23 protein-coding genes are annotated in these 24,347 nt (G+C 42.1%); 8 read left to right on the forward strand and 15 right to left on the reverse strand.

Annotation, left to right across the window (positions count from 1 at the left end; translation table 11 throughout):
- Nucleotides 1-64: 64 nt before the first annotated feature.
- On the reverse strand, nt 65-265 hold the full coding sequence (locus V7K60_RS09710; RefSeq protein ID WP_100899525.1) for a hypothetical protein: 201 nt from the start codon (nt 263-265) through the stop codon (nt 65-67).
- 375 nt (nt 266-640) lie between these two features.
- On the opposite strand from V7K60_RS09710, the gene V7K60_RS09715 reads away from it, so the two are divergent.
- Nucleotides 641-1,540 carry a ferritin-like domain-containing protein gene (locus tag V7K60_RS09715; protein ID WP_334924979.1) on the forward strand — a complete coding sequence of 300 codons (900 nt, stop codon included), beginning with the start codon at nt 641-643 and terminating at the stop codon, nt 1,538-1,540.
- A 649-nt stretch (nt 1,541-2,189) separates the two neighbouring features.
- Here V7K60_RS09715 and patX read toward each other — a convergent pair.
- From patX to V7K60_RS09735, 4 genes are all read right to left on the reverse strand, one after another.
- The gene (gene patX / locus V7K60_RS09720) at nt 2,190-2,417 is read right to left on the reverse strand and encodes a heterocyst-inhibiting protein PatX (protein ID WP_292733527.1); all 228 of its coding nucleotides are present in this window, start codon (nt 2,415-2,417) and stop codon (nt 2,190-2,192) included.
- Nucleotides 2,418-2,524: 107 nt separating this feature from the next.
- On the reverse strand, nt 2,525-4,270 hold the full coding sequence (locus tag V7K60_RS09725; protein WP_334924981.1) for an FAD-dependent oxidoreductase: 1,746 nt from the start codon (nt 4,268-4,270) through the stop codon (nt 2,525-2,527).
- Nucleotides 4,271-4,445: 175 nt separating this feature from the next.
- Nucleotides 4,446-5,024: a hemerythrin HHE cation-binding protein gene (locus tag V7K60_RS09730; RefSeq protein WP_334924983.1), complete on the reverse strand. Its 579-nt coding sequence runs from the start codon at nt 5,022-5,024 to the stop codon at nt 4,446-4,448.
- A gap of 98 nt (nt 5,025-5,122) precedes the next feature.
- The gene (locus V7K60_RS09735; protein WP_334924985.1) at nt 5,123-5,854 is read right to left on the reverse strand and encodes an alpha/beta hydrolase; all 732 of its coding nucleotides are present in this window, start codon (nt 5,852-5,854) and stop codon (nt 5,123-5,125) included.
- A 578-nt stretch (nt 5,855-6,432) separates the two neighbouring features.
- On the opposite strand from V7K60_RS09735, the gene V7K60_RS09740 reads away from it, so the two are divergent.
- On the forward strand, nt 6,433-7,479 hold the full coding sequence (locus tag V7K60_RS09740; RefSeq protein ID WP_334925524.1) for a zinc-dependent dehydrogenase: 1,047 nt from the start codon (nt 6,433-6,435) through the stop codon (nt 7,477-7,479).
- Between the two features lie 187 nt (nt 7,480-7,666).
- Nucleotides 7,667-8,953 carry an inorganic phosphate transporter gene (locus tag V7K60_RS09745; protein WP_334924987.1) on the forward strand — a complete coding sequence of 429 codons (1,287 nt, stop codon included), beginning with the start codon at nt 7,667-7,669 and terminating at the stop codon, nt 8,951-8,953.
- 100 nt (nt 8,954-9,053) lie between these two features.
- Here the strand turns inward: V7K60_RS09745 and V7K60_RS09750 are convergent, their stop codons facing one another.
- On the reverse strand, nt 9,054-9,242 hold the full coding sequence (locus V7K60_RS09750) for a hypothetical protein (RefSeq protein WP_334924989.1): 189 nt from the start codon (nt 9,240-9,242) through the stop codon (nt 9,054-9,056).
- A 371-nt stretch (nt 9,243-9,613) separates the two neighbouring features.
- Between V7K60_RS09750 and V7K60_RS09755 the strand changes: the two genes are divergently transcribed.
- The gene (locus V7K60_RS09755; RefSeq protein ID WP_334924991.1) at nt 9,614-11,947 is read left to right on the forward strand and encodes an EamA family transporter; all 2,334 of its coding nucleotides are present in this window, start codon (nt 9,614-9,616) and stop codon (nt 11,945-11,947) included.
- On the opposite strand, the gene V7K60_RS09760 is transcribed toward V7K60_RS09755, so the two are convergent.
- Complete coding sequence (locus tag V7K60_RS09760) at nt 11,944-12,066, reverse strand: hypothetical protein (protein ID WP_334924993.1); 123 nt, start codon at nt 12,064-12,066, stop codon at nt 11,944-11,946. The genes V7K60_RS09755 and V7K60_RS09760 overlap by 4 nt on opposite strands.
- Before the next feature lie 1,986 nt (nt 12,067-14,052).
- Between V7K60_RS09760 and hetR the strand changes: the two genes are divergently transcribed.
- Together hetR and V7K60_RS09770 are read left to right on the forward strand one after the other, a co-directional pair.
- The gene (gene hetR, locus V7K60_RS09765) at nt 14,053-14,952 is read left to right on the forward strand and encodes a heterocyst differentiation master regulator HetR (protein ID WP_334924995.1); all 900 of its coding nucleotides are present in this window, start codon (nt 14,053-14,055) and stop codon (nt 14,950-14,952) included.
- 211 nt (nt 14,953-15,163) lie between these two features.
- Nucleotides 15,164-15,421 carry a hypothetical protein gene (locus V7K60_RS09770; protein WP_334924997.1) on the forward strand — a complete coding sequence of 86 codons (258 nt, stop codon included), beginning with the start codon at nt 15,164-15,166 and terminating at the stop codon, nt 15,419-15,421.
- Nucleotides 15,422-15,623: 202 nt separating this feature from the next.
- Here the strand turns inward: V7K60_RS09770 and V7K60_RS09775 are convergent, their stop codons facing one another.
- Nucleotides 15,624-16,307 carry a hypothetical protein gene (locus V7K60_RS09775; RefSeq protein ID WP_442944375.1) on the reverse strand — a complete coding sequence of 228 codons (684 nt, stop codon included), beginning with the start codon at nt 16,305-16,307 and terminating at the stop codon, nt 15,624-15,626.
- 467 nt (nt 16,308-16,774) lie between these two features.
- On the opposite strand from V7K60_RS09775, the gene rpsD reads away from it, so the two are divergent.
- On the forward strand, nt 16,775-17,383 hold the full coding sequence (rpsD, locus tag V7K60_RS09780; protein ID WP_012408407.1) for a 30S ribosomal protein S4: 609 nt from the start codon (nt 16,775-16,777) through the stop codon (nt 17,381-17,383).
- A gap of 66 nt (nt 17,384-17,449) precedes the next feature.
- On the opposite strand, the gene moaA is transcribed toward rpsD, so the two are convergent.
- Entirely contained in the window at nt 17,450-18,436 is a 987-nt protein-coding gene (moaA, locus tag V7K60_RS09785) for a GTP 3',8-cyclase MoaA (protein WP_334925001.1), read from the reverse strand.
- A gap of 162 nt (nt 18,437-18,598) precedes the next feature.
- Between moaA and V7K60_RS09790 the strand changes: the two genes are divergently transcribed.
- Nucleotides 18,599-19,630 (forward strand): hypothetical protein, encoded by a 1,032-nt coding sequence (locus V7K60_RS09790; RefSeq protein ID WP_334925002.1) that lies wholly within the window; start codon nt 18,599-18,601, stop codon nt 19,628-19,630.
- Between the two features lie 95 nt (nt 19,631-19,725).
- Here V7K60_RS09790 and V7K60_RS09795 read toward each other — a convergent pair whose 3' ends face one another.
- From V7K60_RS09795 to V7K60_RS09820, 6 genes are all read right to left on the reverse strand, one after another.
- Nucleotides 19,726-20,037, reverse strand: a complete 312-nt coding sequence (locus V7K60_RS09795; RefSeq protein WP_334925003.1) for a type II toxin-antitoxin system RelE/ParE family toxin — start codon at nt 20,035-20,037, stop codon at nt 19,726-19,728.
- On the reverse strand, nt 20,037-20,303 hold the full coding sequence (locus tag V7K60_RS09800; RefSeq protein ID WP_334925005.1) for a type II toxin-antitoxin system ParD family antitoxin: 267 nt from the start codon (nt 20,301-20,303) through the stop codon (nt 20,037-20,039). Before V7K60_RS09800 ends, V7K60_RS09795 begins: the two co-directional genes overlap by 1 nt.
- Nucleotides 20,304-20,679: 376 nt before the next feature.
- A complete protein-coding gene (locus V7K60_RS09805) occupies nt 20,680-20,910 on the reverse strand; it encodes a hypothetical protein (protein ID WP_334925007.1) in 231 nt (76 codons plus the stop codon).
- On the reverse strand, nt 20,888-21,175 hold the full coding sequence (locus V7K60_RS09810) for a BrnT family toxin (RefSeq protein WP_334925009.1): 288 nt from the start codon (nt 21,173-21,175) through the stop codon (nt 20,888-20,890). The genes V7K60_RS09805 and V7K60_RS09810 overlap by 23 nt, the downstream gene beginning before the upstream one ends.
- Nucleotides 21,176-21,321: 146 nt before the next feature.
- Nucleotides 21,322-23,718: a two-partner secretion domain-containing protein gene (locus V7K60_RS09815; protein ID WP_334925010.1), complete on the reverse strand. Its 2,397-nt coding sequence runs from the start codon at nt 23,716-23,718 to the stop codon at nt 21,322-21,324.
- Between the two features lie 214 nt (nt 23,719-23,932).
- Nucleotides 23,933-24,268, reverse strand: coding sequence for a hypothetical protein (locus tag V7K60_RS09820; RefSeq protein WP_334925012.1), 336 nt, complete (start codon nt 24,266-24,268; stop codon nt 23,933-23,935).
- Between the last annotated feature and the right edge of the window lie 79 nt (nt 24,269-24,347).

Genomic DNA, 24,347 nt, shown 5'->3' on the forward strand with positions numbered 1-24,347 from the left:
TTTTTTTTCCAGATTTGTCAGTTGAGATATTCACTCAAAAAATCCAGATCGTAAATCCTGAAACTTAGCTCATGGAAGCATGACTGGGCCCATAAATCATCCGAGTGTTAGCATCAACCTTCCCTTGAATCGGGTTCCAGTAGTGAGATGCTTCTTCAGGAAGACCAAGTTCTTGTGCCGCCCGCATCAGCATTGATTGTTGGCGATTCTTGACTTGCTGATGTTCGCGCACCATTAACGCACGAGATTTATCTGCAATAGACATAACCATAGTCCTCTCTATTTCGTGAATATATAATTTTTTTTCTTTACAAGACTAATATAACAAAAATTCTGTAACATAAGCTACTTTTTACAAAAGTTTATATTTTATTTTGCTTACACTTTTCCGGCTTTGAGGGAAAATCTCACTAATCCACTTTTAATAACTAAAATCATCTAGCTTCAGGTTGGTCTGAGCTTAAAAACACACTTTACCCAAGACTGAACATTTATTCGTTACTTTTATTTACACTTAAGTTCAACTCAAGTGATTAATTTTTGTGACTTTTACTCTTTTTTTCGGTGAAGCGGCACAAATACAGTACTCGCAAAAATTAAGTTATTATTAAATAAAGATTTACAAAAGTTTACATAATTTATGACAGTCACTTACCCACGTAAATTTCAGAATGTTTTGAGTGCGAGAGATATATTAAAACGGGTGGTATGCGATCGCGAAATCCATCTAATTACCCTCAACCGCTACCGTTACAGCGAACAACGCAGTTGTAAAGACCTAACTGAGGTAATTGAACAACTCAATGGACAGCCACGGGAACTGGTGCGGGATTTGTCTCATCACATCTCAGATGAAGCTCGTCATGCCATGTGGCTAACTGACTTGTTGATTGATTTGGGAAGCGATATAGGAACTCCCCCTGGAACTTCCTATATTGATGAATTTGATCGGCTGCTCGACAAAGACAGCTATGACCCAAAACACAACCTAGAGGACGGCATGATTGCTGCCTTGGCCGCAATTAACGTCACCGAAAAACGTGGCTGTGAGTATTTCTCTGCCCATATTCACGCCCTCAAACAAGCACCGCAGACAGAAGAAAACATCAAAATTCGGGAAACGATTGAAAAAATTCTCCCAGAGGAAGCAGGACATGTCCGGTGGGGTAATCGTTGGCTAGGAGAACTCGCGCGTAAAAGTCCAGAACATCAGCAAAAAGTCGAGCAAGCCAAGCGAAAATATACTGCAATTGAACAAGCTGCATTTGAATCGGGAATGGATATCACCTTGGGTGCAGAACTACGGCGAGTTGCCAACCTGATGGAAGTGGCAAATACCATGCCGCTTTGGCAACGTCCCCAATACCTAATGGAACGTTTACCCCAGACTTTGCTAGCACCTGAATTGCAATTTACTAGAATTCAAACTGCACAAAAGGCATGGCAGCGCGATCCACAGACATTTATCGAAAAGTTTGTGCCAATGTTCCTCAACGGCATCCAGGGAACAGAAAATAACCGTAAGAAAACAACGGTGTAAAAGGGCATGGGGGATGGGGCACAAGAGGCAGAGGTGCACAGGGTCAGAGGGAAAAAACTTACTGAACTTCTCCCCTGCTCCCCACTCCCCACTTCCTTTCTTTAACTAAAATTCATATAAAAAGACCAAATGCAAAATTTTGCATCTGGCCTTGGGTGTAGAATAATTAAAATGACTAAGATGATCTGGCAGATCCTTCTTAATATTTATATCGTCGGGAGCCATCTGGGGGGAGAACGAACTAGGGGGCAAAAGTAGGTCAAGAATAGTAGATTTGTTAGCAAGTGCAATAAATCTATACTACTTGTGCTAATCCATACGCTAGATAAGCAAGAGATGAAACGAAAGAGATTTTATGCTTCGGCAAAGGACGTTAAACAGATGTCGGAGCTAAGATCGGTTACTTGCTTATGTAGATAACCACTTACTGAATGCATGAGAAGAAAATCTATTGGGGAATTTTGATCGGCAGGATTGAGGCCAACTATATATACAAAGTTTGCAGTTGAAATACTAAGCGATCGCTGAAGACTTTCGTGTGTCAACTGTATATATCTCTGCCAGAAAAGCTGTGTAAAAGATGTTAGCATAACATCCTGTTTTCTGGTAATTCTGTTCCTTTGGGAAAAGAGGTATTACCCTACAGTAGTTAAACCACAGCATAGATATTTCGGACTTTTTGTGTCACTTCTCTGCGCCCACTACCGCGATGACGTGGCGCATCATCTGAAGCTTGTTCAGATGCCGCCGAGAGCCACTGTTCCGAAGTAGGCGTGGAAGGCAGCCCTGTTGATAAGTGATTGACCATTGCTTGGCAGTTGAAAGCTAAGGGGCCGAACACCAGACTCGAGACTAAAAGTGAAATGGCAGCACGCATAGCAGATGTCTATTTTGGAACTCTCCTCTTCCCTGATACTTAGCTTTTCGATTAATATCCGGACAATTCATCAAAAAGTATTCTGTTTTACTGAAAATAAACTCTTCTTATCCTCCGTTTAAATGTTCGACTAATAACCAATTACCAGAGTGATTGTGACGGCCCCACAATGTAACTAATTGTTCGTGGGGATAAGCGCGTAATTGCTTGTCAATATGCGATCGCAAAGTCACAAGCTGCCAACTTTGTCCTTGATGTGCGGCTGGCGCTGTGACAGTGAATCTATATTCCTGGTCTTCCGAGCGGTAAAAGATGCCTTTAAAACAGTTACTTTCCTGAATTAATGCCTTGTCAAAAGCAGAGTCAGGGCAATCGCCACTAACTGGATATGCTTGTGGGTTATCTAAGTAATACAATTGCCAGTGGCGCCAATCCGAAAGATTGGGGGGAAGATTAAAAAAAGGAATAATTAGCGCTTTTGAGCGATTATCTTCTAATAAAGCCGTTTGCAGCGTCCTAACAGGTAAATCTCTCGGCTGGCAGTTTAACTCAACACATATCGCCGCTGCCATCCCTGCTGCTTGACCAATTGCCATAACCACAGGTTGTAATCTGGTGGCGCCATTGGCAATGTGGGAGACAGAAATATTCTTTTCACAGACCAAGAAACCATCTGTTGTGGCTGGAATTAGACAACTGTAGGGAATTGTAAAAGGAGTCCCTGTCCAACGTCCTCCCCAACGGATAGATTTAGGTTGCAGTGGGAATTGAACGCCAGGATAATGATGGTCATTGGCGTAGTTACCAACTGCGATTGCATTATTAAATATAGATGCAACTCTACCTCTGGCGATCGGCAAAATATCTTGTTCTCGGACAGTAGTTAGCCCCACTAAGCGGCGGCTTTCCCGGTAATAGGGATGCAGTGCAAAAGCTGTAGAGGTGTGAGGAAATACTTTTTCTGCTAAACCATAGCGACGACCAAGCTGTTTTTGGATAAAATGAGCAAAATTTTGGCTGTGCCAGCGAGATTCTTGGATGAATTCACCTCTGGATACATCTGACTCTATCAATCGCCCTACCCCTTCGCCATAGTCATTGCCACAGATTGGCCAATTCATCATAAACAGGCCACCAGGCAAACGTCCATAATTTAAAAATGTCTCTGCTCCATAGCCATCCCAAGCACCTGTAAACTGTGATGGATTATAGTTAGGTGCAGCCGGAATCTCTGGTGCAATTGATTCACCAAAGTCTTGCATAATCACTACATAAGTGGGCGCTTGCACGGGATATTTCTGAGTTAAAGAGTTAAAAGTCACTGGGGCGCTGGGTTCTCCCCACTCTGATTGCAATTCCCAGCCCCAGCGGTAAGGTATATCAGCTAAAGGTAATAAATCTCCTAACTCTGTGCCGTCGAGAATAATCTTGGCTGTGACAGCAAAATCAGCAAAGCGGACACCAGTAATCAAATCACCTTGTCGGAACACCTCTAAAGGTACTTGTCCAGAAATCCAGTGCAAATTGGCCAATTCCTGCACCCAATCGGCAAAAATCTCTGCTCCAATTCGGGGATCGTAACTAAAAAAGCTTACCCAGCTATGATCTAATCCTCCCGGCTGCCGTTGTCGCAATTGCTGCAAAAACGTACCCCATAACCCCGTTTGAAAGGCTTCTAATTCATTACCATCGGGTACAGATACACCAGCCGAAGTTAGCATTCCCCCCAACCAAGGAAATTCACTCACCAGAATGGTTTTGGCTCCCCGTCGCGCCGCTTGGATTGCAGCCGCAGTCCCTCCGGTTCCGCCACCCACAACTAAGACATCAGCTGTATATGTCTGATTAACCATCCTTTAACCTCACAGGAGTTCCGACATATTCTCCTAAAAAAAAGCGATCGCATTCCAGTTTTTATCTCAAACTGAGTGCGATCGCCATCGGATTCCTGAAATCAAAAGAGATTATTAGGATTATTTATCAATTGGTACTTACCTAACTAGAAGTCAAGGCAGTGTTGAGTTAGATTTACTTTGTCAAACCCTCAAACACACCCCTCAAAGCTGCAACAGCATCTTGAGTCCGTGCCCAAACTCCTTGATCTGGGTCTTGACCTGTAAGTTCTCTTGTACCCAAAACTTCCAACACACCTTTCAATTGTTCTTGATGAGCGCGATTTTCAAAGTTCACTTGATTGAGCGGCCCAATAGCTTCTTTCACGTCATCACCTACTACCTGAGCAGCTTTATGGATAATTAAACCAGTCATTACGGCTTGGTGCTTAATCCTTTCGTGAATAGAAGCTTTTTGGTATAGTGTCAGCTCATCCCCATCTATTATCCGACCTACTTGCTCAACGTACTGCCGTATAGTGTCTCTAGGCTGGGCTGAACCACCACCAAATTTTGAAATAACTCCCTCGATCACTGTGAGGTTTTCTTGGTCATCTTTGAGAAAGTCGTTTAGGCGTTTGCTAATTTCTTGATCGTTGCTTACAGCAGGTAGTACTTTTCGTTCATTAGAAATTAGCAACTCTTGTATAGCTTTCAAATCTGCTAGCTCTGTAGCGATCGCGCTACGCTTGGTATCATCTAAAGCCACAACCATTTCTAGACTTGCCTCAAATAATTTAGGATACTATTAACCTCTCACATTTGTTTTGCTCAACAAATCATTCTTGAGATGTATTATCATTATATTTATGTCTAAAGTCGCAAACAGGAATGTAGCGAGTCTGACACCCGGATAAACTTCCAGAAGTCGAGTAGCTGTTCTCCTACAAGCTGATACTGGGAAAAGTGAAAGAAATGCCCTCCTTCTAAACAAGACCAGAGGCGATCGCCCTCCTTCAAATGCGATCGCCATCCTTGCAGTGCCTCTGGTTCCACAACAATATCGTTTAAGCTACTACAAACCATCAAAGGGACTGAAACTTTGTTTGCTTTTATACTCACCCTCTCAAACAGAGAATGAGGAGAGAGCGAACAATCTAAATCTTGCTCCAGCAGATGTATCAAACTCTTGAGAGTGCGTTTATCCTGATAACCAAATAAGTTGTAAACCATATCAGTCAAAAGCTTTTGGCGACTTAAAAACTGACGGTGCATATAGTAATGAGCTTGCCAATCAACCGCTGCATCAACACCCACGGCTAATAGCGTCAAAGACTTGACTGTTTCTGGATAGCGACGGCTATAGAGTAGCCCTAGTAATCCTCCTGTACTATGACCAATCAGGTGAACAGGTCGATTGCAAGATTTGAGGTAGTGATGAAGCAGAACAACAGCAGCATCTAGTGAACTTACTTCATCTTGGCTTTGGCGATATTTCCACTCTTGGATTGTCACTAGATCAGACAGGTAACGAAGTAGTGGTTGAGCAAAGTATTGCAAACTAGGGCTTGTATTTAACCAAAGAACATCCGGCAGTTTAGACATCCTAATTTTCCTGTAAATAGAATAAACTCTCAATTAGCTAATTAAGAATTTTGTAACTACTAATCACAAGTTGCTATATCTGATTCCAGCTGATTTTTCCAGCCAGGCTTACCAGTGTGTCAAACCTCTTGTAAAAACTTATTGATAAAAATATTCAATATATTTTAGAAAAGCTTATAGCATTAGGAAAATTATTGCAAATAATTATTGTTAGTGTATCAATACCGTTTCTCTGTGAAGTTACACAAAAATTTCTCCACCTATCAGCATCTCCCTCTTTGTAAGGCTACGGTGTACACACAAGTAGAGTTGGGAATTAAATGGACGCAAAAGAACGGAAAATTTGTTTAAAATCCTTGATTTGACCTGAAACCTCTATCAATAAGCTGACACTATTGATAATAGGCTTGGTAAACTCAAAACCTTGCCTACTAAGGCTTGTATTTTACCAGGCAAGGATTTTAAGACTTGTGCATAGACTATATTTGAACAAGCTAAGACAGAGAAATCACAAATCTGATAGCTTAAGGTTGACTGCTAATGTTACATCTAGTATCGTTGAGCGGGGAAAAACCAACGTGAAAGCACAGGTATTTAGAGGCGTCAATCAACTGTCTTACGAAGATATCCCAGTTCCTACCCTGGAACCAGATGAAGTGCTGGTAGAGGTGCAGGTGGTGGGGTTGTGTCAGTCAGATATAAAAAAAATTCGTTATCCGCTATATGAACCGCCGCGCATTTTTGGACATGAAACTGCCGGCACGATCGCAGCACTAGGCAATAATGTCAAAGGTTGGCAAGTTGGACAACGGGTAGCAGTGATGCACCACATCCCCTGTATGCGTTGCGCCTACTGCCTAAATGATAATTTCTCGATGTGCGATGTTTACAAAAACATCTCCACTACCGCAGGCTTTAACGCCAGTGGCGGCGGTTTTGCTGATTATGTCAAAGTTCCCGGACATATTGTGGAAAACGGTGGGTTAATTCCCATCCCAGATAATATCAGTTTTGAAGAAGCGAGTTTTGTCGAACCAACTAACTGCTGCTTGAAGGCGGTGAAAAAAGCCCAAATTGCTCCAGGACAAACTGTGTTAGTTACTGGTGCTGGACCAATTGGGTTAATGTTTATCATGTTGGTGAAGTATTTCGGAGCTAAAGCGATCGCTACTGATTTACTACCCTCTAGAATTGATAAAGCCTTAAGTGTCGGTGCAGAGGCGGCTTTTGATGCCCGTGATGCCGATTTACCCGCCAAAATCTCTGCCTTAACTGGTGGACTAGGTGTTGATGTTACCTTGCTGGCTGTTCCTAGTGAGAAAGCCTTCTTTCAAGCACTCGATAGTACCCGCAAAGGTGGCAAAATCTTGTTTTTCGCCGAATTCCCTGATGAGGTGGAAATTCCGATCAACCCCAATATCCTCTACCGTCGGGAAATTGACTTGATAGGCAGTTACAGTTCATCTTATCGACTTCAGAATTTGTCAGCTGATATTGTATTTAATCAGCGGATAGACGTGCAAGCTTTGATTAGCGATCGCTATCCATTAAAAGATTTATCAGCAGCTGTGGAAGTTGCGATCGCACCCACACCGGATACTTATAAAATCTTAATTTATCCGTAAAAGGAAGATTAGGGAGATGGGAGAGTGTTAAAACTAGAAGTTTAAAGCTCAGAGGTTCAACGGTGAAGCTCAAAGGCTCGACGATGAAGCTCAAAGGCTCAACGATGAAGCTCAAAGGTTCAAAGTTCACCCTTAAAAGCTCAAGTTTCATCCTCATCTCTCTCACTTTCCCCTTGTCCCCAACAAAATGCTTATTACCCTACTTTTCGTAGCTCTACTAGCTTTCTACGTCGCCTGGAATCTCGGAGCAAACGATGTTGCTAACGCGATGGGAACCTCTGTAGGTTCCAAAGCTGTCACCCTCAAACAAGCACTAATCATTGCTGGGGTATTAGAGTTTACGGGTGCTGTGTTGTTTGGACATGAGGTAACGGAAACTCTAGCCACGAAAATTGCTAATCCCGCCTTATTCGCAGCTACACCCCAAATATTCGTTGTTGGGATGGTAACGGTACTAATATCGTGTGGTGTGTGGTTGCAAATTGCCACATCACGCGGTTTACCTGTATCTTCTTCTCATGCAGTTGTTGGTGCGATCGCTGGATTTAGTTGGGTAGCTTTGGGAGTAAATGCAATTGATTGGTCATCAATTGGCTTAATTACCATTGGCTGGATTTTAACGCCGTTAATTAGTGGTGCGATCGCCGCTTTACTTTACAATCAAATCAAGCACTGGATTTTAGATCAACCTAATCAAGTAGTACAGTTACAAGAGTGGATTCCCTGGTTGAGTACTGCGCTGCTAGGTGTCTTCGGCGTGATTGTCTTACCATCACTAACAGAACCGCTAACCAATTTTGTAATTGAGCAAGTTGGTTTTACAATCCCTTCTCATGACATTCCTCTGTTAACTGGTGCAGTAGCAGCAGTTGGACTCACAATCATTAGTTGGCGACAATTGGGAGAGAGGGAAGACAAGGGAGACAAGGGAGACAAGGGGGATAAGGAAGAACTACTCACCAATCCCGTGGAAAGATTATTTGCGCGATTCCAACTGCTAAGTGCTTGCTTTGTCGCCTTTGCTCACGGTTCTAATGATGTAGGAAATGCGATCGCTCCTTTAGCTGCGATCGTTTACATCAATCGCACTGGTAGCGTACCTACTGATGGTATAATTATCCCGCTTTGGATTTTAATCCTTGGTGGTGCTGGTATTGTTGGTGGTTTAGCTGTCTGGGGAAAAAAAGTCATTGCTACCATTGGCGAAAACATCATTGCCTTGCAACCCAGTAGTGGATTTTGTGCTGAACTGGCAACTGCTACCACCATCCTTATCGCTTCCCGGCTAGGTTTACCAGTCTCCACCTCCCACGCTCTCGTCGGTGGTGTAGTTGGTATTGGCCTAGTGCAAAATCTCAAGTCGATTAAGTTTCAAACACTAAAAGGCATTGCCGCCGCATGGCTAATTACAATCCCCGTGAGTGCTGCCCTTAGCGCTGCCATCTTCAGCATCGCCCGGATTTTATTCTTCTAATAATTATTAATATTTTCCCAACTTTTCCTCTACTGGCATTTACTCAAAGCAAAACCTAGACTGCAAAAACGCGTGCTTTTGCAGAATTGCTGCTAATTCATTAGAATGTTGTGCAGGGGATAGCGTAACTTGGAATTTCCACAGAAAGATACTTTAATCTCCATTTAGAGATATAAACTGTCACACAAGTTACATTCAACACAAATTTATAGCTAGTTTCGCAAGTCAGACAATTTTGTGGCGATCGCACAGGCATCTGCAAGTCTTTGACAATTATTATTGTCAGCAAAACAGTAAATATATATTTATTTGGAGTGAGATTTCTTTAAAAGTAAAAATCTCATTAGCAAATAATTTATGAAAATTAAACTGACCAAAAACAAAAAAGTCTTAGTTCAAGGGACTTGCAGGCGTAGCGATAAATCTCAAAAAATCTAATGGTTAAATACTTATCAATGCTGAAGAGAACACGGTGTAGTAAGCTGTAAAGCAAACTTAGATGCTTTGCTAACCTGTGTCTAGTATGACAGAATTACGTTGAAATGCGGAAGTGCTGTTAAAATTTTTGATTTATCTGGCAAAATACAGGAAATTAGGATGACCGTCAATAAAGTGTACCGGAAGCAGCTTTATCGTCAAAGTGTTAGAGGTTAGAAGCTAATGGGGCGATTCGAGAAGCAACCAGAAAACCCAAGAGTCAGAGGGGAGCTATCTAGAGCAGCAGAAAATGCTCTTTGGGCTGTAGTTGAAGACTTAGAAAATCTTCAGCAGAATGTCCTCAGAGCTTTGCAGGAAGACGTAAAGCGGCTTCAGTCAGAAAAAAATCGGTTATCTGATGAGATTCAAAGCTTGGTAGAGGAAAAAGAGCATTTACAACAAGTGCGCCAAATCACCGAGCAGCAAGTGTTAATTCGGCAACTGGCAGAAGTTCTGGCAAAGCATATATCTTCACAACTGCAATCCTCTCTGGCAACTTTAGCTAATCAAGGCATAGAGGGCAAATCTTACGAACAAGCTGCGCTGAAGTCTGCTGAAGTGAGCAGCAATGTAGTAGGTGAAATCAATGAAAAAGTCGAACACATGTTTGACAGTCTGGATGACACCGTTACTGTTACCTTTAATTCCCTACAACAGGAGCTGAAGAACTATCAAAGTAATCTTTCCCAACAGTTGTCACGGATGTATAGCCAGCAGCAGCAAGGGGAAACGATTTTGGCGGAGTTTGTCAACCGCCTGCATGGAGAACTAGAAAAAACTATAGAAGAAACTTCACGCAAATCAGCAACAGCAGGTATATCTACTGTTTTGCAGTTTACGGAACCACAAAAAAACAGTTCTGTTGAAACATCCCTGCCAGAATTTGAGCAAGTAGTAAGAAATTCCCTTGAGCCAATTTCCCCGATCTCCAATAAATTTTCACCAAGGGAAACAACATTAGAGCCGCCTATTGTTAAAGAAAATACCGCGAATCCAATTTCTTCTCCCAGCAAGGATTTGTCGTCAAGGGAAATAACATCAGAGACGCCTATTGTTAAAGAAAATACCGCGAATCCAATTTCTTCTCCCAGCAAGGATTTGTCGGTAAGGAAAATAACATCAGAGCCGCCTACTGTTAAAAAAAATACCGCGAATCCAATTTCTTCTCCCAGCAAGGATTTGTCGTCAAGGGAAACGCCATCAGAACCTACTGTGGCTATAGTTCCCCCACCAAAAGATAATGCCACCGAGCCAATTTCTGTCTTAAATCAAGAATCGCCGGAAAACGAAACCAAATCAGAGCCTGCGATCGGATCTTTGCTACAACCGAGAATGATCCGACCTTCTCCAAAGAATATTAATGAACCAATTTCTGTCCGTCGCAAGAACGTATCGCAAACCAAAGCTGAATCCTCATCAACCACTGCCCTAAAACCGCAGGCGGAAGCAAAACCCCCACAATCGCGATCGCCTAATTCCTCTGGCTTCTCGACACTCCAAATCGGTTTATTGTTGATCGTCTTATCGGCAGTGGTATCGTCGCTTTACAACGTAGCTATCAAGGTGATTTTCCACGAAGGTTCCCAGATTTTTGGAGTATTAGAGGTAGAGCAGTTGCTACCACCGACTTTGGGCAATACTCTGTTAATTTTGACGCTACGGTTTATGGTAGTCGTACCACTAATGGTACTTTTGTCTCCTATATTGCATCCAAGACTGTGGCAAGACTTGGAAAACTTGTCTGCTTCCGTCCGAGGAAATGCCACACCTACCAATGCAGCTACCAAGCAGATTTTGGTGTTGTCAATTGTGAGTGGGTGCTTTTTGTTTTTATCTCAGGTACTAATCTACATTGCGATCGCTCAAGTCACAACTGGAATGGCGATCGCACTGTTCTTTATCTATCCAATGGTCAGTGGTCTATTTTCGTGGTTTCTGTTTCGTGATCGCCCTACTCTATTCCGCATCGCGGCGATCGCCGCGATTTGCTGCGGTGAATTGTTGGTTTTAGGTGGTTCTCCCAGCATCGGTATCGGTAATACTTCAATGGGAAGCAGCACCGCCATTCTTTCGGGTGTAGCTTTTGCAGCCTACATAATTCTGACGCGAGTCTGTGCTAGCAAACTGCATCCTGTGACTTTTACTTTAATTAACTTCACTACCATGTTGTTGTTGAGCTTTATCTGTTTGATGCTACCTTTACCAAGCAATTGGAACTTGGTAGTAGTTGACCCCTCTAAAATGCTGGAACTAGTTTTAAGCGCGTTTATTTTGGGTGTGCTGACTCTTGCTGGCTATTTGCTTAATAATGTTGGTATTGGTAAACTAGGTGCCTCACGATCGGCGCTCATCGGTGGTAGCATCCCAGTTTTAACCGTGATTTTCGCTGGGTTAATCATTCAAGAAAATTTGGATATTGTGCAAATTCTGGGAGTATTATTTGTAACCTTTGGCGCGGCTGCTTTCAGCTTTGAAACAATGCGAAATCAGGTTAAACCCTCTAGTCCCACGAATTAAATGGCGAGTTCAATCAGCTTAAGGGTGATGGGAGCGACTTTACTCCCCATCACTCTCAGCATCAATCCTGACGCTAATGCACCCACTTGTAACTTCTCTAAATCATCTGTGACAAACAAGATCCCCGACTTCGTAAAAGTTGTCAGGGATTTAAGTTTTTACGAATGATTTCAGAATGCTGTATAGGTGCAGATAACACTTAATAGATCGGCAAGTAGTATTCAAAATAAATCGACTTGTAATATATTTTTAGGAATTTAGCCTGATACAGGTAGGGAAAACACGTATATGTAAGCAATATGAGTAGTACTGACTCTAGCAATTGAGCACGAGTACTTGCTCAGAGAGAAGATTCACAAGGAGTTAAGACCATTTTGGAACTAAGAGATGAAGAAGTCGCTGAAATGTTTAGAGTACCCCGTTTTTTTGAGGCAAGCGTATCTAAATTAATTACTTTTGATCGCAACCAATGTTAAGAACCAACGACAAAATCAGCATTTCTCGTTAGGTTTGGTAGTTTCCAAGACTCAAAGCGATGTTTACAATAGACTGCACCTACGCAATATCTGTATCAATAAGCAGTTCTTAATGCGACTATTTTGGATTTTATTGAGAATATAATCCCCTTGTTGATATTAAGCAGCCAGACTGCCTGTTTTTTCTGTGTGGGAGGATAAATAAGTGGGCAAGAATAAACTAATTTATGTTAAGCAATGTAAATTTGTCAAATTGCCTTATAGTGAGAGCTAAAGCCCTTATTTTTCGGTTTTATTGGTTGCTCATGGAGAAGTCCCCAGACGGCACTAAGTCACTACAAATCTTTAATTATTCACACCCACTTACTAATTGTGCTTCGTAAGATGGTATCTTTATTTCTGTCGTTTTATACAAGTCAACTTAATCTGCGATCGCCCAGACACCCAGAGAAAGAAGCTGATATCGTAGCTTGCTGCGGATGATCATGCTTTTATAGCAACAAACTATCTACGTAATTTAAGTCTCTCAAATATATAAAATAGCGAGGTAAAAACATACTTAAAAGTAGTCAATAAATTAGTTAAATCATGAAAATTTAAAATTCTTTCATGAAATAAATATAAATTTATTGCAAAAAAAATCTCTAAATAATTATTGGATGGAACCCAAGATGTTTTATTATATATATGGCTATTAACTAATCTTTCAGTTATTAGCACGAGCGGCAAAGCCTTATAGATACGCGATTTAGTCGTAATTAATCGCGGCTTTTTGTGTCCAACATCAATATAAAATAATAAATAAAACTTGGATTTAGAAGTAGATATAAAAATATCATCAAACCTTGATTTGAGCAGGATAAAAAATATTTAAATAGTCATCATTTAGAAATTTTAAAATGCACAATTATATTTCAAAACTAAAAAAGAGTGATATGATAATGAACAATATTTGAAAAACAACAGGTATTTTGAAATTGGAATTATTTGCTCTACTTGATGTCTACTATCTTTCCTCAAGGCAACGGCTGATACTGCCGAGACATCACTGGAGGTTGTAAACGGAATGATAGTTCACAACGAGCTGTATAGCTCAACCTCTAAATGTGGCTACACCTGGTAAGCAATTTGTTTTGAGACTATTCCCAATTATTTCTAGTCACTTGTGTACTACAAATAATTTGCCAAAGCTGAAAAAAGCATCTTTTTTTAGTAACAGATATCCCAGATTAACCGCGCAAACTAGTTTTTACTCTGAGTCGGCATAGTGCCATAATTAGGTGTAAGCAGCTTGACGTTGTTGCTCTTGAAAGATGAAAAAAACCAGAAAACTGAAAGGCTTTGTAGATTAATTGCAGCATAGTTGACTGTTGGGACATAAACCACCGTTAAGCTGGATTTGGTGGTGTCTCTAATTTTCTGGTTAGATGCAGAGACAATTATAGTGACAACTACCGACTCTGCTTTTGTACCAGGAAATATGCGAAAACGGTAGTTTGTGCTACCACCGATATCATCGTTATCGCATACTAATATAGTTTGAAGTAAAGACAGCCTTTAGCCAGGTGTATACTACCTATTTTCACTCGATTAAAAATTGTGTAAACGTGCTATTCAATTGTCTGTAATATGAGTAACGACATAGATCTGATCAAACGTCTTGACCCCAGTGCGATGGATCAGATCATGCTTTATCTGGCTTTTAGTGCCATGCGGACGAGTGGGCACAGGCATGGGGCATTTTTAGATGCAGCCGCAACAGCAGCAAAGTGTGCAATTTACATGACCTATCTAGAGCAGGGACAAAACCTGCGAATGACAGGGCATTTGCATCACTTGGAGCCGAAACGAGTAAAAATTATTGTAGAAGAAGTCAGACAGGCACTAACAGAAGGCAAACTGTTAAAAATGCTCGGTTCTCAGGAACCTCGCTATTTGATTCAATTGCCTTATATCTGGCTAGAAAAATATCCTTGGCAACCGGGGCGATCGCGCGTTCCTGGTAGCAATCTGACAAGTGAAGAAAAAAGACAAATTGAGCAGAAACTGCCCAGTAATTTACCTGATGCTCAGTTAGTTAGCTCCTTTGAGTTTCTGGATTTGATCGAGTTTTTACACAAGCGATCGCAAGAAGACTTACCACCCGAACACCAAATGCCTTTGAGTGAAGCTTTGGGTGAGCATATCAAGCGCCGTCTGCTTTACTCAGGAACGGTAACGCGGATTGATTCTCCTTGGGGAATGCCCTTCTACGCGCTTACCCGTCTTTCTTATACCCCAACAGACGATGAAGAACGTACACACATCACGGTGGAAGATACCGCTCGGTATTTCCGCATGATGAAAAATTGGGCAGAACGGCGACGAAACGCCATGCGCTTGCTGGAAGAACTTGACATACTGCCAGAAAAAATGGCTCAGGCTATGGAAGAATTGGATGAAGTTATTCGTGCTTGGGCAGATAAATATCACCAAGACGGTGGTATTGCAGTGGTTTTACAAACGGCTTTTGGTGAAAAAGAAGATTAGTACAACGAACTGTGCAAACTGTGCAAAATTCTAAATTCCCAAAGCTGAAAAACTGACGTGAGTTCAATTAACCTCTCTCCAACTCCTCTTTGCGTTGGAGAGGAGGATTATAATGTTTTTCATTTATTTGAATGCTTACCTGGTCAGTGGATACTTTGGGAACAGTGCTAGGTATCGGAACGCCCACAAGTAGCAGAAGTGGTACTGAAGTTTGTCTGAGCTAATAGAGCGTTTGACGGAAGTTGCATTAGTGTACAATCCGCTTGAAGGTTCACGTGATATTTTTGTAGTCTGCTTGTACCGACTTAGGATTAGTGTGACAACAGCAAGCGATCGCTTTATCTACGATCAAACTACGGGTAATTTTTTCTTTGATGCAGATGAGATTAGTAAAGCTGCACAAGTTCAAATCGCTCAGTTCTCGAATCAGACAATGCTGACTAATGTAAATATTACTGTCATTGCCTAATGAAAGCTATATAGTCAGCAAAGGGAGATTACCCAGTCAGGTTGAAGCATTGTAATATATAAAGTTGGGCTTCGCTGTTGCTCAACCCAACCTACAAATTAAAATCGGATGATTTATTTGTTGGTAGTCCCTGAATCAGGTTGGCAAACAGCCACTCTATATTCAACCTGAATTTTCAATCAATTACACAAAGCACTGTAATCTAATTAGTGCCCGGTTGGGTTGGAACAATTGGTTGAGTTGGAACAATTGGTTGAGTTGGAACAATTGGTTGAGTTGGAACAATTGGTTGAGTTGGAAATGGGGTAGTCTCTAAACTTGGACTTGAACCCGCAGGAATTATCGTTGGCGGTGTAGACGAAGATGAAGCACCGATAACACTATCATCTGCACTGATACAAGTATCTAGCGCTTGAGTAGCGGGAAAGTCGATTTGACTACGCAAGCCAACCACACACTGGCCAAAGCGCACGGGTAACAAACTGCGTCCACAATAATCTAAAACTGTCGGATTAGCTTCTTCCTTAGTACTTAGGCTGACGCCAACTACACAGGTTGCTAACTCTTCAGGACGCCGAGCCTTCCCACAAGAAGAAAGCGCATCCGTCGCAGCAATTTGGGTTTCCTTATCAATTTTCACCACGCAAGCAGCCAAATCTTTTGGACGTAATGCTGCTGCACAACCTTCTGATGCCGCCTCTGCCTTTACACCCACACTCAGGAGGCGACCCGCGCAGACACTATAATCATTCCTGTAGGAGGCAGCAACAGCCACATTAGGCAAGATTGTTAAACATCCAGCTATAACCAAAACTGGTAATGTTAAAATCCTGGAGGTGGAACTGCCTTGTTTATTCTTAACTCTGCTAACCACTTTTTTGCTCATTGACATTGCCATTCTCCAAACACCCAAAGTTATGCTAACTCAAATATCTTAAAAATCCTCTGTAATCTAAGAATTTCGGCGGTAGTAAAGTATAGACATAATTAATTATGTCGAAAATTGTGTTAATATAGCTGTTTGAAAGATAAGTAGGCAACGTAAAAAGTATTTCAGAGTAAGAATACTGCGTAAACCAATCTGATGATTGAGTAGCCTACGTAACTAAATAAACACAAAAAACTTATTGGCAGTAGTACGGCGGGGCACGTCGGAATTTAAGCTTGGAAGCTAGTGTGTCGGCTCAACCGACTTAAAGCAACTGGCGTAAAGGAGATGACTCTACATTGGTAGGATACGTCATACCAATGTAAGCACCTTCAAAAAACCAAGAATCCGCTGATTTATCATCAGTGGAATGTCAAAATGGAATGTTTGGGTAAAGTTTAAACAGGATTAGATTAAGGAAACTCATGTCCCGATATAGAGGGCCCCGCCTCAGAATTGTCCGCCGCTTGGGCGACTTACCAGGATTAACTCGTAAAAGTGCCAGACGCGCTTACCCACCTGGGCAGCATGGTCAGAATCGCAAGAAGCGCTCTGAGTATGCTATCCGTCTAGAGGAAAAGCAAAAGCTTCGCTTCAACTACGGTTTGACTGAAAAGCAATTGCTCCGCTATGTGCGGAAAGCCAGACGTGTTACTGGTTCTACCGGACAAGTCCTGCTGCAATTGCTAGAAATGCGTTTGGATAATACCGTTTTCCGCTTGGGTATAGCCCCGACTATCCCAGCAGCTCGTCAACTAGTAAATCACGGTCACGTAACTGTTAACGGTCGTGTGGTGAATATTGCCAGCTACCAATGCCGTCCTGGTGAAGTAATTGCGGTCAGAGATCGGGCACAATCCCGGAAGTTGGTGGAAGCCAACTTGCAATACCCCGGTTTGGCCAACCTCCCCAGTCATTTGGAGTTTGACAAAAATAAGTTGGTTGGTAAAGTCAACAGCGTTATTGAGCGCGAATGGGTGGCACTACAAGTTAATGAACTACTTGTGGTTGAATACTACTCACGACAAGCGTAAGCAGTTAGGAGTTAGGAGTTGCAAGACGATAATTCCTAACTCCTCACTTTTAACTCATAACTATTTTCATCCGCCAATTTGCGACATGGTGCGGGTATATGTACCTAGATTACCAGAATCACGTTGTTTAAAGTTAATTTCTGGCTTGATTCCGAGTAAATGTCTTACCTGCTGTTGTAATTGAGCGGTGCTGACACCAGAACGCAGAGCAGTTTTTAAATCTATTTGACCAGTTTCATTCAATAAACAGGGGCGCAGCCAGCCATCGGCACTCAGACGCATCCGATTACAACGATCGCAAAAACATTCTGACATCTGACTAATAAATCCTAGTGTCCCCTTCGCACCGGGAATTTCAAAGACATCAGCAGGGCCAGCTCCACGAACTTGTGATTCTGTCAAGCCCCAGCGAGCGCGGATTGACTCTCGTAACTCGGCTGAAGATACCCAGCCGCGATCGCCAAACAAATGCACATTACCAATGGGCATAAATTCAATAAATCGAACGTGCCATTGTTTATCAATTGTCAGGGCGGCTAAATCTAGAACTTCGTGGTCATTAACGCCAGGAATCACCACCACATTCAGCTTCAGGGGGTCGAATCCGACTTGATGGGCAGCTTGAATCCCATGCCAAACTTGTTGCCAACGAGAACGCCCCTGATTACCAATAATTTGATCAAAAATGTCGGAATCCAGAGAGTCCAGACTAATATTAATTCGTCGCAGACCAGCATTGTAGAGGTTTTGTGCCATCGGAGCTAGCAAAAAACCGTTGGTGGTCATTGAGAGGTCTTGAGTTTGGGGGAGAGTTGCGATCGCACCTACCAAATCCACCACACGTGGACGCAATAAAGGTTCACCCCCAGTCAACCGAAATCGGCTAAAGCCTACTGGAATAAATACTTCTTGAATTAAGGTGAGCAATTCCTCATCAGTTAACAGCTGTTGCTTGAGAATATAGTCCAGTTCTACTCCCTCTGGCATACAGTACTGACAACGAAAATTGCAGCGATCAATTAAGCTAATGCGGAGGTAGTCTACCTGGTTCATGGTTTTATTTTTATTGTTTCTGATTAATTAAAAACTTTACAAAGGTGCTTTACCCCTTATTACTATCTTTGTTGTAACTCAAAATACCGTACTCCCCCTTAAGTGAGAGTCCACAGATTATGGCATAATAAGCCGATCGCATCCACTAGTTAGTCATCAATCGTGCAAGATACCGACTCCATCAACGACCTTGCTGCTGCTTTACTACAGCCAGTAGATATCAGCTTTGAACTGCCCGATCCAGAAGATGAACAGATTCTAGAATCAGATTTTCAACAGCAGCTAGAAGTAGCTTGGCAGGTATGCGATCGCTTTGATTTGCAAACTGAAATCTGGCGGGGGCGAATTTTACGAGCGATCCGCGATAGAGAAAAAGTGGGTGGTGACGGACGCGGTACTGGCTTTCTGCGATGGCTAAAAGAGCGGGAAATCAGCAAAAGTCAAGCATACTCTTGGATACAATTGGCCAATAGTGCTGATACTCTGATTGAAGACGGTAAACTTGACCCCGGCTCGGTGAATAACTTCAGTAAACGGGCATTTGTCGAAACCTCTAAAGCAGTCCCAGAAGTGCAACAGATGGTGAGTGAAGCTGCCCAAAAAGGCGATCGCATCACTAGGCGGGAAGTGCGTCAACTCAATGATGAATGGACAGCCATGTCCTCAGATTTATTACCCCAAGCAGTCAAAGAAAAAGCCGCAGATAACACCCTTCCCCCGCGTTACATCGCCCCACTGGTGAAGGAAATGGAAAAACTGCCAGAATCGCATCAAAAGTTTATCCAAAAGGAAATAGCTGCCAATCCTGATATAGATACCCTGAAACAGGTAACTACCGAAGCGCGTAACTTAGCCAAATATCTCAAGGGGGCGGCTCAAGTTCAGGCGCTAACGCAGGAAGATGTTGACATTGAAACAGCCTTAGAAGAAGCGCAAAGAGTCGGCTGTTTGAGCATTGCTGCTGATTTGGTAAATCAAGCATCGCAAATTGAACAAACGATCGCTAAATTGTACATGACTTGGAAACGAATCGGTAATTTAGCAGATCGATTATATGTAGATACAGGTGCAAGTACACCCAACTTGCGATCGCTCCTCACTTGCTTGGAACCTCTAGGTGGTGAAATCATGGAATTACAACTTAGTGGTGCGACTGAACACACTGTTCGTTTGCAAATTCAGGAGACGAGTTAGGGAGTGGGGAGTGGGGAGTTATTCTCCCCCTACTTCCCCTCCTCTTTTCCCTCACTGCGGATAAAGTTTGGGTTTGTGGGTTATCAATATGACATTCACTCATCGTCTGGCTGATCAAAAAGCGCATCTAAATCACGATAGCCACTAACCACTCGCAGAACTTCAATTCCGGTTTCAATTGGGCGATAAAATATTAAATAATCATCAACTGGAAAGCTCCGCAATGAAGGCAAAAGCTCAGACCTTTTACGCCCCATGCTGGTAAACATTGCTAAATTATTACACTTACCGTTGATTTTATTGAGAAATCTATCCGCTGCATCCAAACCACTGCTATCAGCAATAAAATCGATAATACTCTCAATATCTCGACTAGCTGGAACAGTAAAAGAGCAAATATTACTCATTAACTAGCCTGTTCCCGACGCTGTTGTAGCTTCTGTTGCAGTTGGTGGAAAACTGTTTCACCATCAATAACCTCTCCTCGTTCGGAAGCTTCAACACCAATCATAATCGAGCGTTGTAACTCCTCAAATCGTCCCTTGTAGATGTTTTCTTTTACTTCCAATTGCTTGATAGCTGCCAGAATCACTTCTTCGGACGAAGAGTATTTACCGCTTTCAACCTGACTTTGGATAAACTGCTCAAGCTCTGGAGTTAATGATACATACATTAATGTTTACCATAATTTTTGCTAAATTTATTCTTATTCTATCCAAGAGACGAATTAGAGAATAGGCAATAGCGATCGCAGTTTATCTTTGGTGTAAAACAGACCAATAACAGGTGATGCCTACGGCTGGCTACGTCTACGCATTTGCTATATCGGCAATGCCTACGGCTGGCTACGCCTACACATTTGTTATTTCGGCGTACTCATTTGTTATTTCGGCGTACTCATTTGTTATTTCGGCGTACTCATTTGTTATTTTGGCGTACTCATTTGTTATTTTGGCGTACTCATTTGTTATTTCGGCGTACTCATTTGTTATTTCGGCGTACTCATTTGTTATTTCGGCGTACTCATTTGTTATTTCGGCGATCGCAGTTTATCTTTCAATCTTTGGAATTGCTGAGAGTAAGGCACGGAGAGCGTTGTTAACAGCTTCTGATGTTTTGAATATCTCAGCGACATCAGCATCAAGAGTAACTGTCAAAAGAGCTTTTTCTTGCTGACTAGCAAAACGATTGGGCAAGGCTTTGCGATAGTCAAAGTTATAGTCTGGAAGCAAGTCATCGTCTGCATTGTTGCAGAATTCAGAAGTCTGTGAATTCTTCATAATCTCTTCGTTCTTTCTTGGTTGCTAGACGTGCGCTAATGATACGGATAACGTTTGCTCTTTCTGTAAAACAGACCAATAACAGGCGATTATCTTGGTCATGTCCAATAATGATTTCTCGACGTTCACCAACAGAGTGCCATTCATCGTTGAATATGTAAGCTAGAGAGTCGTTAAAGACAGTCTTAGCCGCTTCAAAGCTGATACTGTGCTTGTTGAGATTCAAACTAGCTTTTTGGTTATCCCACTCAAATTCTAAATTCATGCCCTGATATGAGGCTACTCTACTTGCAATGAAATCCTAATTTGTGCAAAGCAGAGCGATCGCAATAAGAGCAGCAATTGCGTAGGCGTAGCCTGCCGTAAGCATTGTGCATAACAAAGTTACGAAATATCACCATATCTCAAATTTTAATGAGTAGCGCAAGATGTAGCGCTGAGTGAGGAGTTATGGGAGGATTCTGTGGGTACTTGAGCAACCAAAACTACGTTCCCATTGGCATCCATTACCCAGCCTTGGGCTTCTACAATTTGAGTCGGTTCATTGACAGAATTCACTTTCTGTGATTTTTGTTCTGTGTTCCGCTGCGCCTGAACAAGCGCTCTTTTCTGAATACCGCCAGCACGATTCTGACTCTCTGGCTTGAGTGTGATCCAATCTGCCAGCACCGCATCATCAGCTATCAATGGCTCTGTGGGATCGGCTACTAGTCCTCCACGTCCAGTCCGAATAAATGAACTTCTTGCTATTTTTCCACCAGTACTACAACTAGCAACAATTTGTCGCGAAGCATCAACCAGATTTACAGGTAGTTCAACTAATCCTTTACTGGGGTCAGCATCTGGTGAGTTGATTTGTACTGTGCCATTTAATGAAGGATTTTGCTGAGAAAATGCGGTGATGTCATTCGTTTGCAGATTATTTGGGTCGATATCCTTCGGATCAAGCCTTTCTACGTCTGCACGGGTACGTGGCACAAACCCAAAGATGCTCTTAGCGGTGATTTCGATTTTACCACCAGAGCCAAAGTTGGCATTGGCGGTGATATCACTATTTCCAAAAGGAGCAGCGACGAGGAAGCCATTAGGTGCTTTTATGGTGATATTACCGCCAGTTTTATCACCCCCGGCATTAGTAGATATTTGGCTGTTGCGACGCATCAGTAATAAGTCTCGCACCTGTAGCGTAATGTTACCGCCCCGTCCTGACAGACTACTTGATGTGAGCTTTCCTTGGTTGTCTAGAAGTATGGAGCTAGCAGTTACGTTTAGTGCGCCTGGTGTACCTGGGTTGCTTGTATCTCCTAAGTAAATTGCATTATCTGCAACTTTAACGTTCACGTTTATTCCACCTTTATCTCGGACAATCAATTGTCCTGTGGTGATATTGATTGTCCCCGCATTTCCGTAATTTAGAGTCGAAGCACTCAAGAGACTGGGAAAACCTGTTGTCGAGGTTCCAGTTATCTCTAGCGACTCCAAGGCGTTTACAGTTATATTCCCTCCTTTTCCTTCAGGTGGTATCACCTGTGAACCTTTTACTATTCCGCTAGAGTCTGCCCTTACTATTGAACTAGACTCCGCCGTTACCCTTGCTCCTCCTTGAATACTAAACCTTTTAGTGTTGATCGTAATGTCACCCGCTTTTCCTTCACCAGCGCTTGCACTAATAAATCCAGTAATAGTATTTGGCAAGGTAATGCTACCAATAAGCTCCACGGATTCAGAGGCGTTCACAATCAAATCTCCTCCATTACCCTTGTCTACTGTAGAAATTAATACTTGGGCACCATCTTGAACACTTAATTTATTAGTGTTAATAATTAATTTACCGCTATCTCCAGCACCTATTGTCTGAGTTGTTAAGTACACATCGTTACCAATTAATTTCACGGTATTGCCTTGTACCTGGATATTACCACTGTTGCTATCTTGGTTTCCGGCATCTACTTGAGATGGAATTTCTTTACCATCAATAGTTCGCTGGATTAATTGAATTTCCTGTAAGTTCTGAGCACCTTCATACCCCAAGACCCAACCTTGGTTCGTTGGGTTCAGGCTGACCAGACTATTACCAGCAACACTTCCTAGCTCAATTTGTCCCGATTCTGCTGTTAAATTTCCGCCCTCCAGGCTTATATCACCACCTACAAGTGCCAAAGTTTTGTCTGGTTTTACCTGTAGACCAACGGGTTGCCCGAAGGTATTAGTTGTTCCATCTGGATTATTTGCTTGGGATTGATTACGGATGGTTCCTGGTATAGCTCCAAATTGTAAGCCAACGGGAACACTTACTGTCAGTAGGGGCGTGGTTTGAGGATTTGTGGCACTAAATTTAGTACCATTGACAAAGTTCAGACTACTCGCCGTACTTGCAACAAATGAACCGCTAATGTCTAGAGACGCATTGGGACCAAAAATAATCCCATTGGGATTAATCAAAAACAGGTTGGCTGTGCCATTAGCTTTAAGAATGCCATCAATATTAGAAATAGACTTGCCTGTCACCCGACTTATAATATTTTGAATATTTAGCGCATTGTTAAAGTGGGCTGTGCTGCCAGTTGGCACAGAAAACTGCTCAAAGCTGTGAAACAGGTTCGTACTGCGAATTGCCCCGCCATTGATCTGGTCAGTAGGGCGGCCATTGATTAGCTGGGGTGTAACAACTGAACTTTCAGATCCTAGAGTGTCATCCTTTATAATCTCGGACAAAGCATAACTCCCTGAGAAGGCGAGTATTGCAGCAATTTCTAAAGCACTAACTACCCCGAACTTCCAGTAACGACTACCTCGGCTTTTATACATTACAGAATTTGCCCCAAAAAAAATAATTTAGTAGTGAAATACTGCCAATTACTAAATAGGATGATGATACTTTCTAGCAATCTAGCAAGTCAGCGTGGAAATCAGCACTTTCATCTCCACTGCAATAGTTTTTGGCAGCATAATGACTACAATAGACTATATGAAAACACGTAATTGGCGTTACGTTCTTTCTCATAATTTATATTGCTCAAGCTTAATTGCATGGGCAAGGAATCCATTTTTTAATATTACTCGCCCAGCAAGTACAAGTGCAGTTGGGACAATCTTGCATCGAGATATTCATATCTAAAGTTGCTAGTGAAGAATTTCGACCTTCATTGTCTTCTTCAGGATCGCTTGATTGGAGTTTATTTAGGTCGATTCTGTACTCAAATTGAAGCACTTCTTGTCTTAAGATCCCATACTTTGATAGGATTTGGCTAAAGTTAGCGTTATTAACTATCTCACACATTTCCTGCTTAAGTTCGTCTTTTAACTGCTGTAATATGTGATCATCTATGACTATTGACTGTAATGTTTTAGATTCCATAAATTTTGCTCTCCTTGCAGACTGGTAAATGTATAAACTTATCTTGTGATGTACTAAATTAACGCGAGTTTGATTAGTA

Origin of the sequence: Nostoc sp., from assembly GCF_036917555.1 — a bacterium.
Classification (GTDB): Bacteria; Cyanobacteriota; Cyanobacteriia; order Cyanobacteriales; family Nostocaceae; genus Nostoc.

What these genes read in the sequence shown, in the direction of transcription:
- V7K60_RS09735 (WP_334924985.1), bottom strand. Translation starts at nt 5,854, where the DNA reads ATGTCTAAACTGCCGGATGTTCTTTGGTTAAATACAAGCCCTAGTTTG.
- V7K60_RS09715 (WP_334924979.1), top strand. Translation starts at nt 641, where the DNA reads ATGACAGTCACTTACCCACGTAAATTTCAGAATGTTTTGAGTGCGAGA.
- V7K60_RS09805 (WP_334925007.1), bottom strand. Translation starts at nt 20,910, where the DNA reads ATGAAGAATTCACAGACTTCTGAATTCTGCAACAATGCAGACGATGAC.
- V7K60_RS09730 (WP_334924983.1), bottom strand. Translation starts at nt 5,024, where the DNA reads ATGGTTGTGGCTTTAGATGATACCAAGCGTAGCGCGATCGCTACAGAG.
- V7K60_RS09800 (WP_334925005.1), bottom strand. Translation starts at nt 20,303, where the DNA reads ATGTATGTATCATTAACTCCAGAGCTTGAGCAGTTTATCCAAAGTCAG.
- V7K60_RS09775 (WP_442944375.1), bottom strand. Translation starts at nt 16,307, where the DNA reads ATGAGCAAAAAAGTGGTTAGCAGAGTTAAGAATAAACAAGGCAGTTCC.
- patX (WP_292733527.1), bottom strand. Translation starts at nt 2,417, where the DNA reads ATGCGTGCTGCCATTTCACTTTTAGTCTCGAGTCTGGTGTTCGGCCCC.
- hetR (WP_334924995.1), top strand. Translation starts at nt 14,053, where the DNA reads ATGAGTAACGACATAGATCTGATCAAACGTCTTGACCCCAGTGCGATG.
- rpsD (WP_012408407.1), top strand. Translation starts at nt 16,775, where the DNA reads ATGTCCCGATATAGAGGGCCCCGCCTCAGAATTGTCCGCCGCTTGGGC.
- V7K60_RS09710 (WP_100899525.1), bottom strand. Translation starts at nt 265, where the DNA reads ATGTCTATTGCAGATAAATCTCGTGCGTTAATGGTGCGCGAACATCAG.
- V7K60_RS09725 (WP_334924981.1), bottom strand. Translation starts at nt 4,270, where the DNA reads ATGGTTAATCAGACATATACAGCTGATGTCTTAGTTGTGGGTGGCGGA.
- V7K60_RS09795 (WP_334925003.1), bottom strand. Translation starts at nt 20,037, where the DNA reads ATGAGTAATATTTGCTCTTTTACTGTTCCAGCTAGTCGAGATATTGAG.
- moaA (WP_334925001.1), bottom strand. Translation starts at nt 18,436, where the DNA reads ATGAACCAGGTAGACTACCTCCGCATTAGCTTAATTGATCGCTGCAAT.
- V7K60_RS09815 (WP_334925010.1), bottom strand. Translation starts at nt 23,718, where the DNA reads ATGTATAAAAGCCGAGGTAGTCGTTACTGGAAGTTCGGGGTAGTTAGT.
- V7K60_RS09755 (WP_334924991.1), top strand. Translation starts at nt 9,614, where the DNA reads ATGGGGCGATTCGAGAAGCAACCAGAAAACCCAAGAGTCAGAGGGGAG.
- V7K60_RS09745 (WP_334924987.1), top strand. Translation starts at nt 7,667, where the DNA reads ATGCTTATTACCCTACTTTTCGTAGCTCTACTAGCTTTCTACGTCGCC.
- V7K60_RS09820 (WP_334925012.1), bottom strand. Translation starts at nt 24,268, where the DNA reads ATGGAATCTAAAACATTACAGTCAATAGTCATAGATGATCACATATTA.
- V7K60_RS09810 (WP_334925009.1), bottom strand. Translation starts at nt 21,175, where the DNA reads ATGAATTTAGAATTTGAGTGGGATAACCAAAAAGCTAGTTTGAATCTC.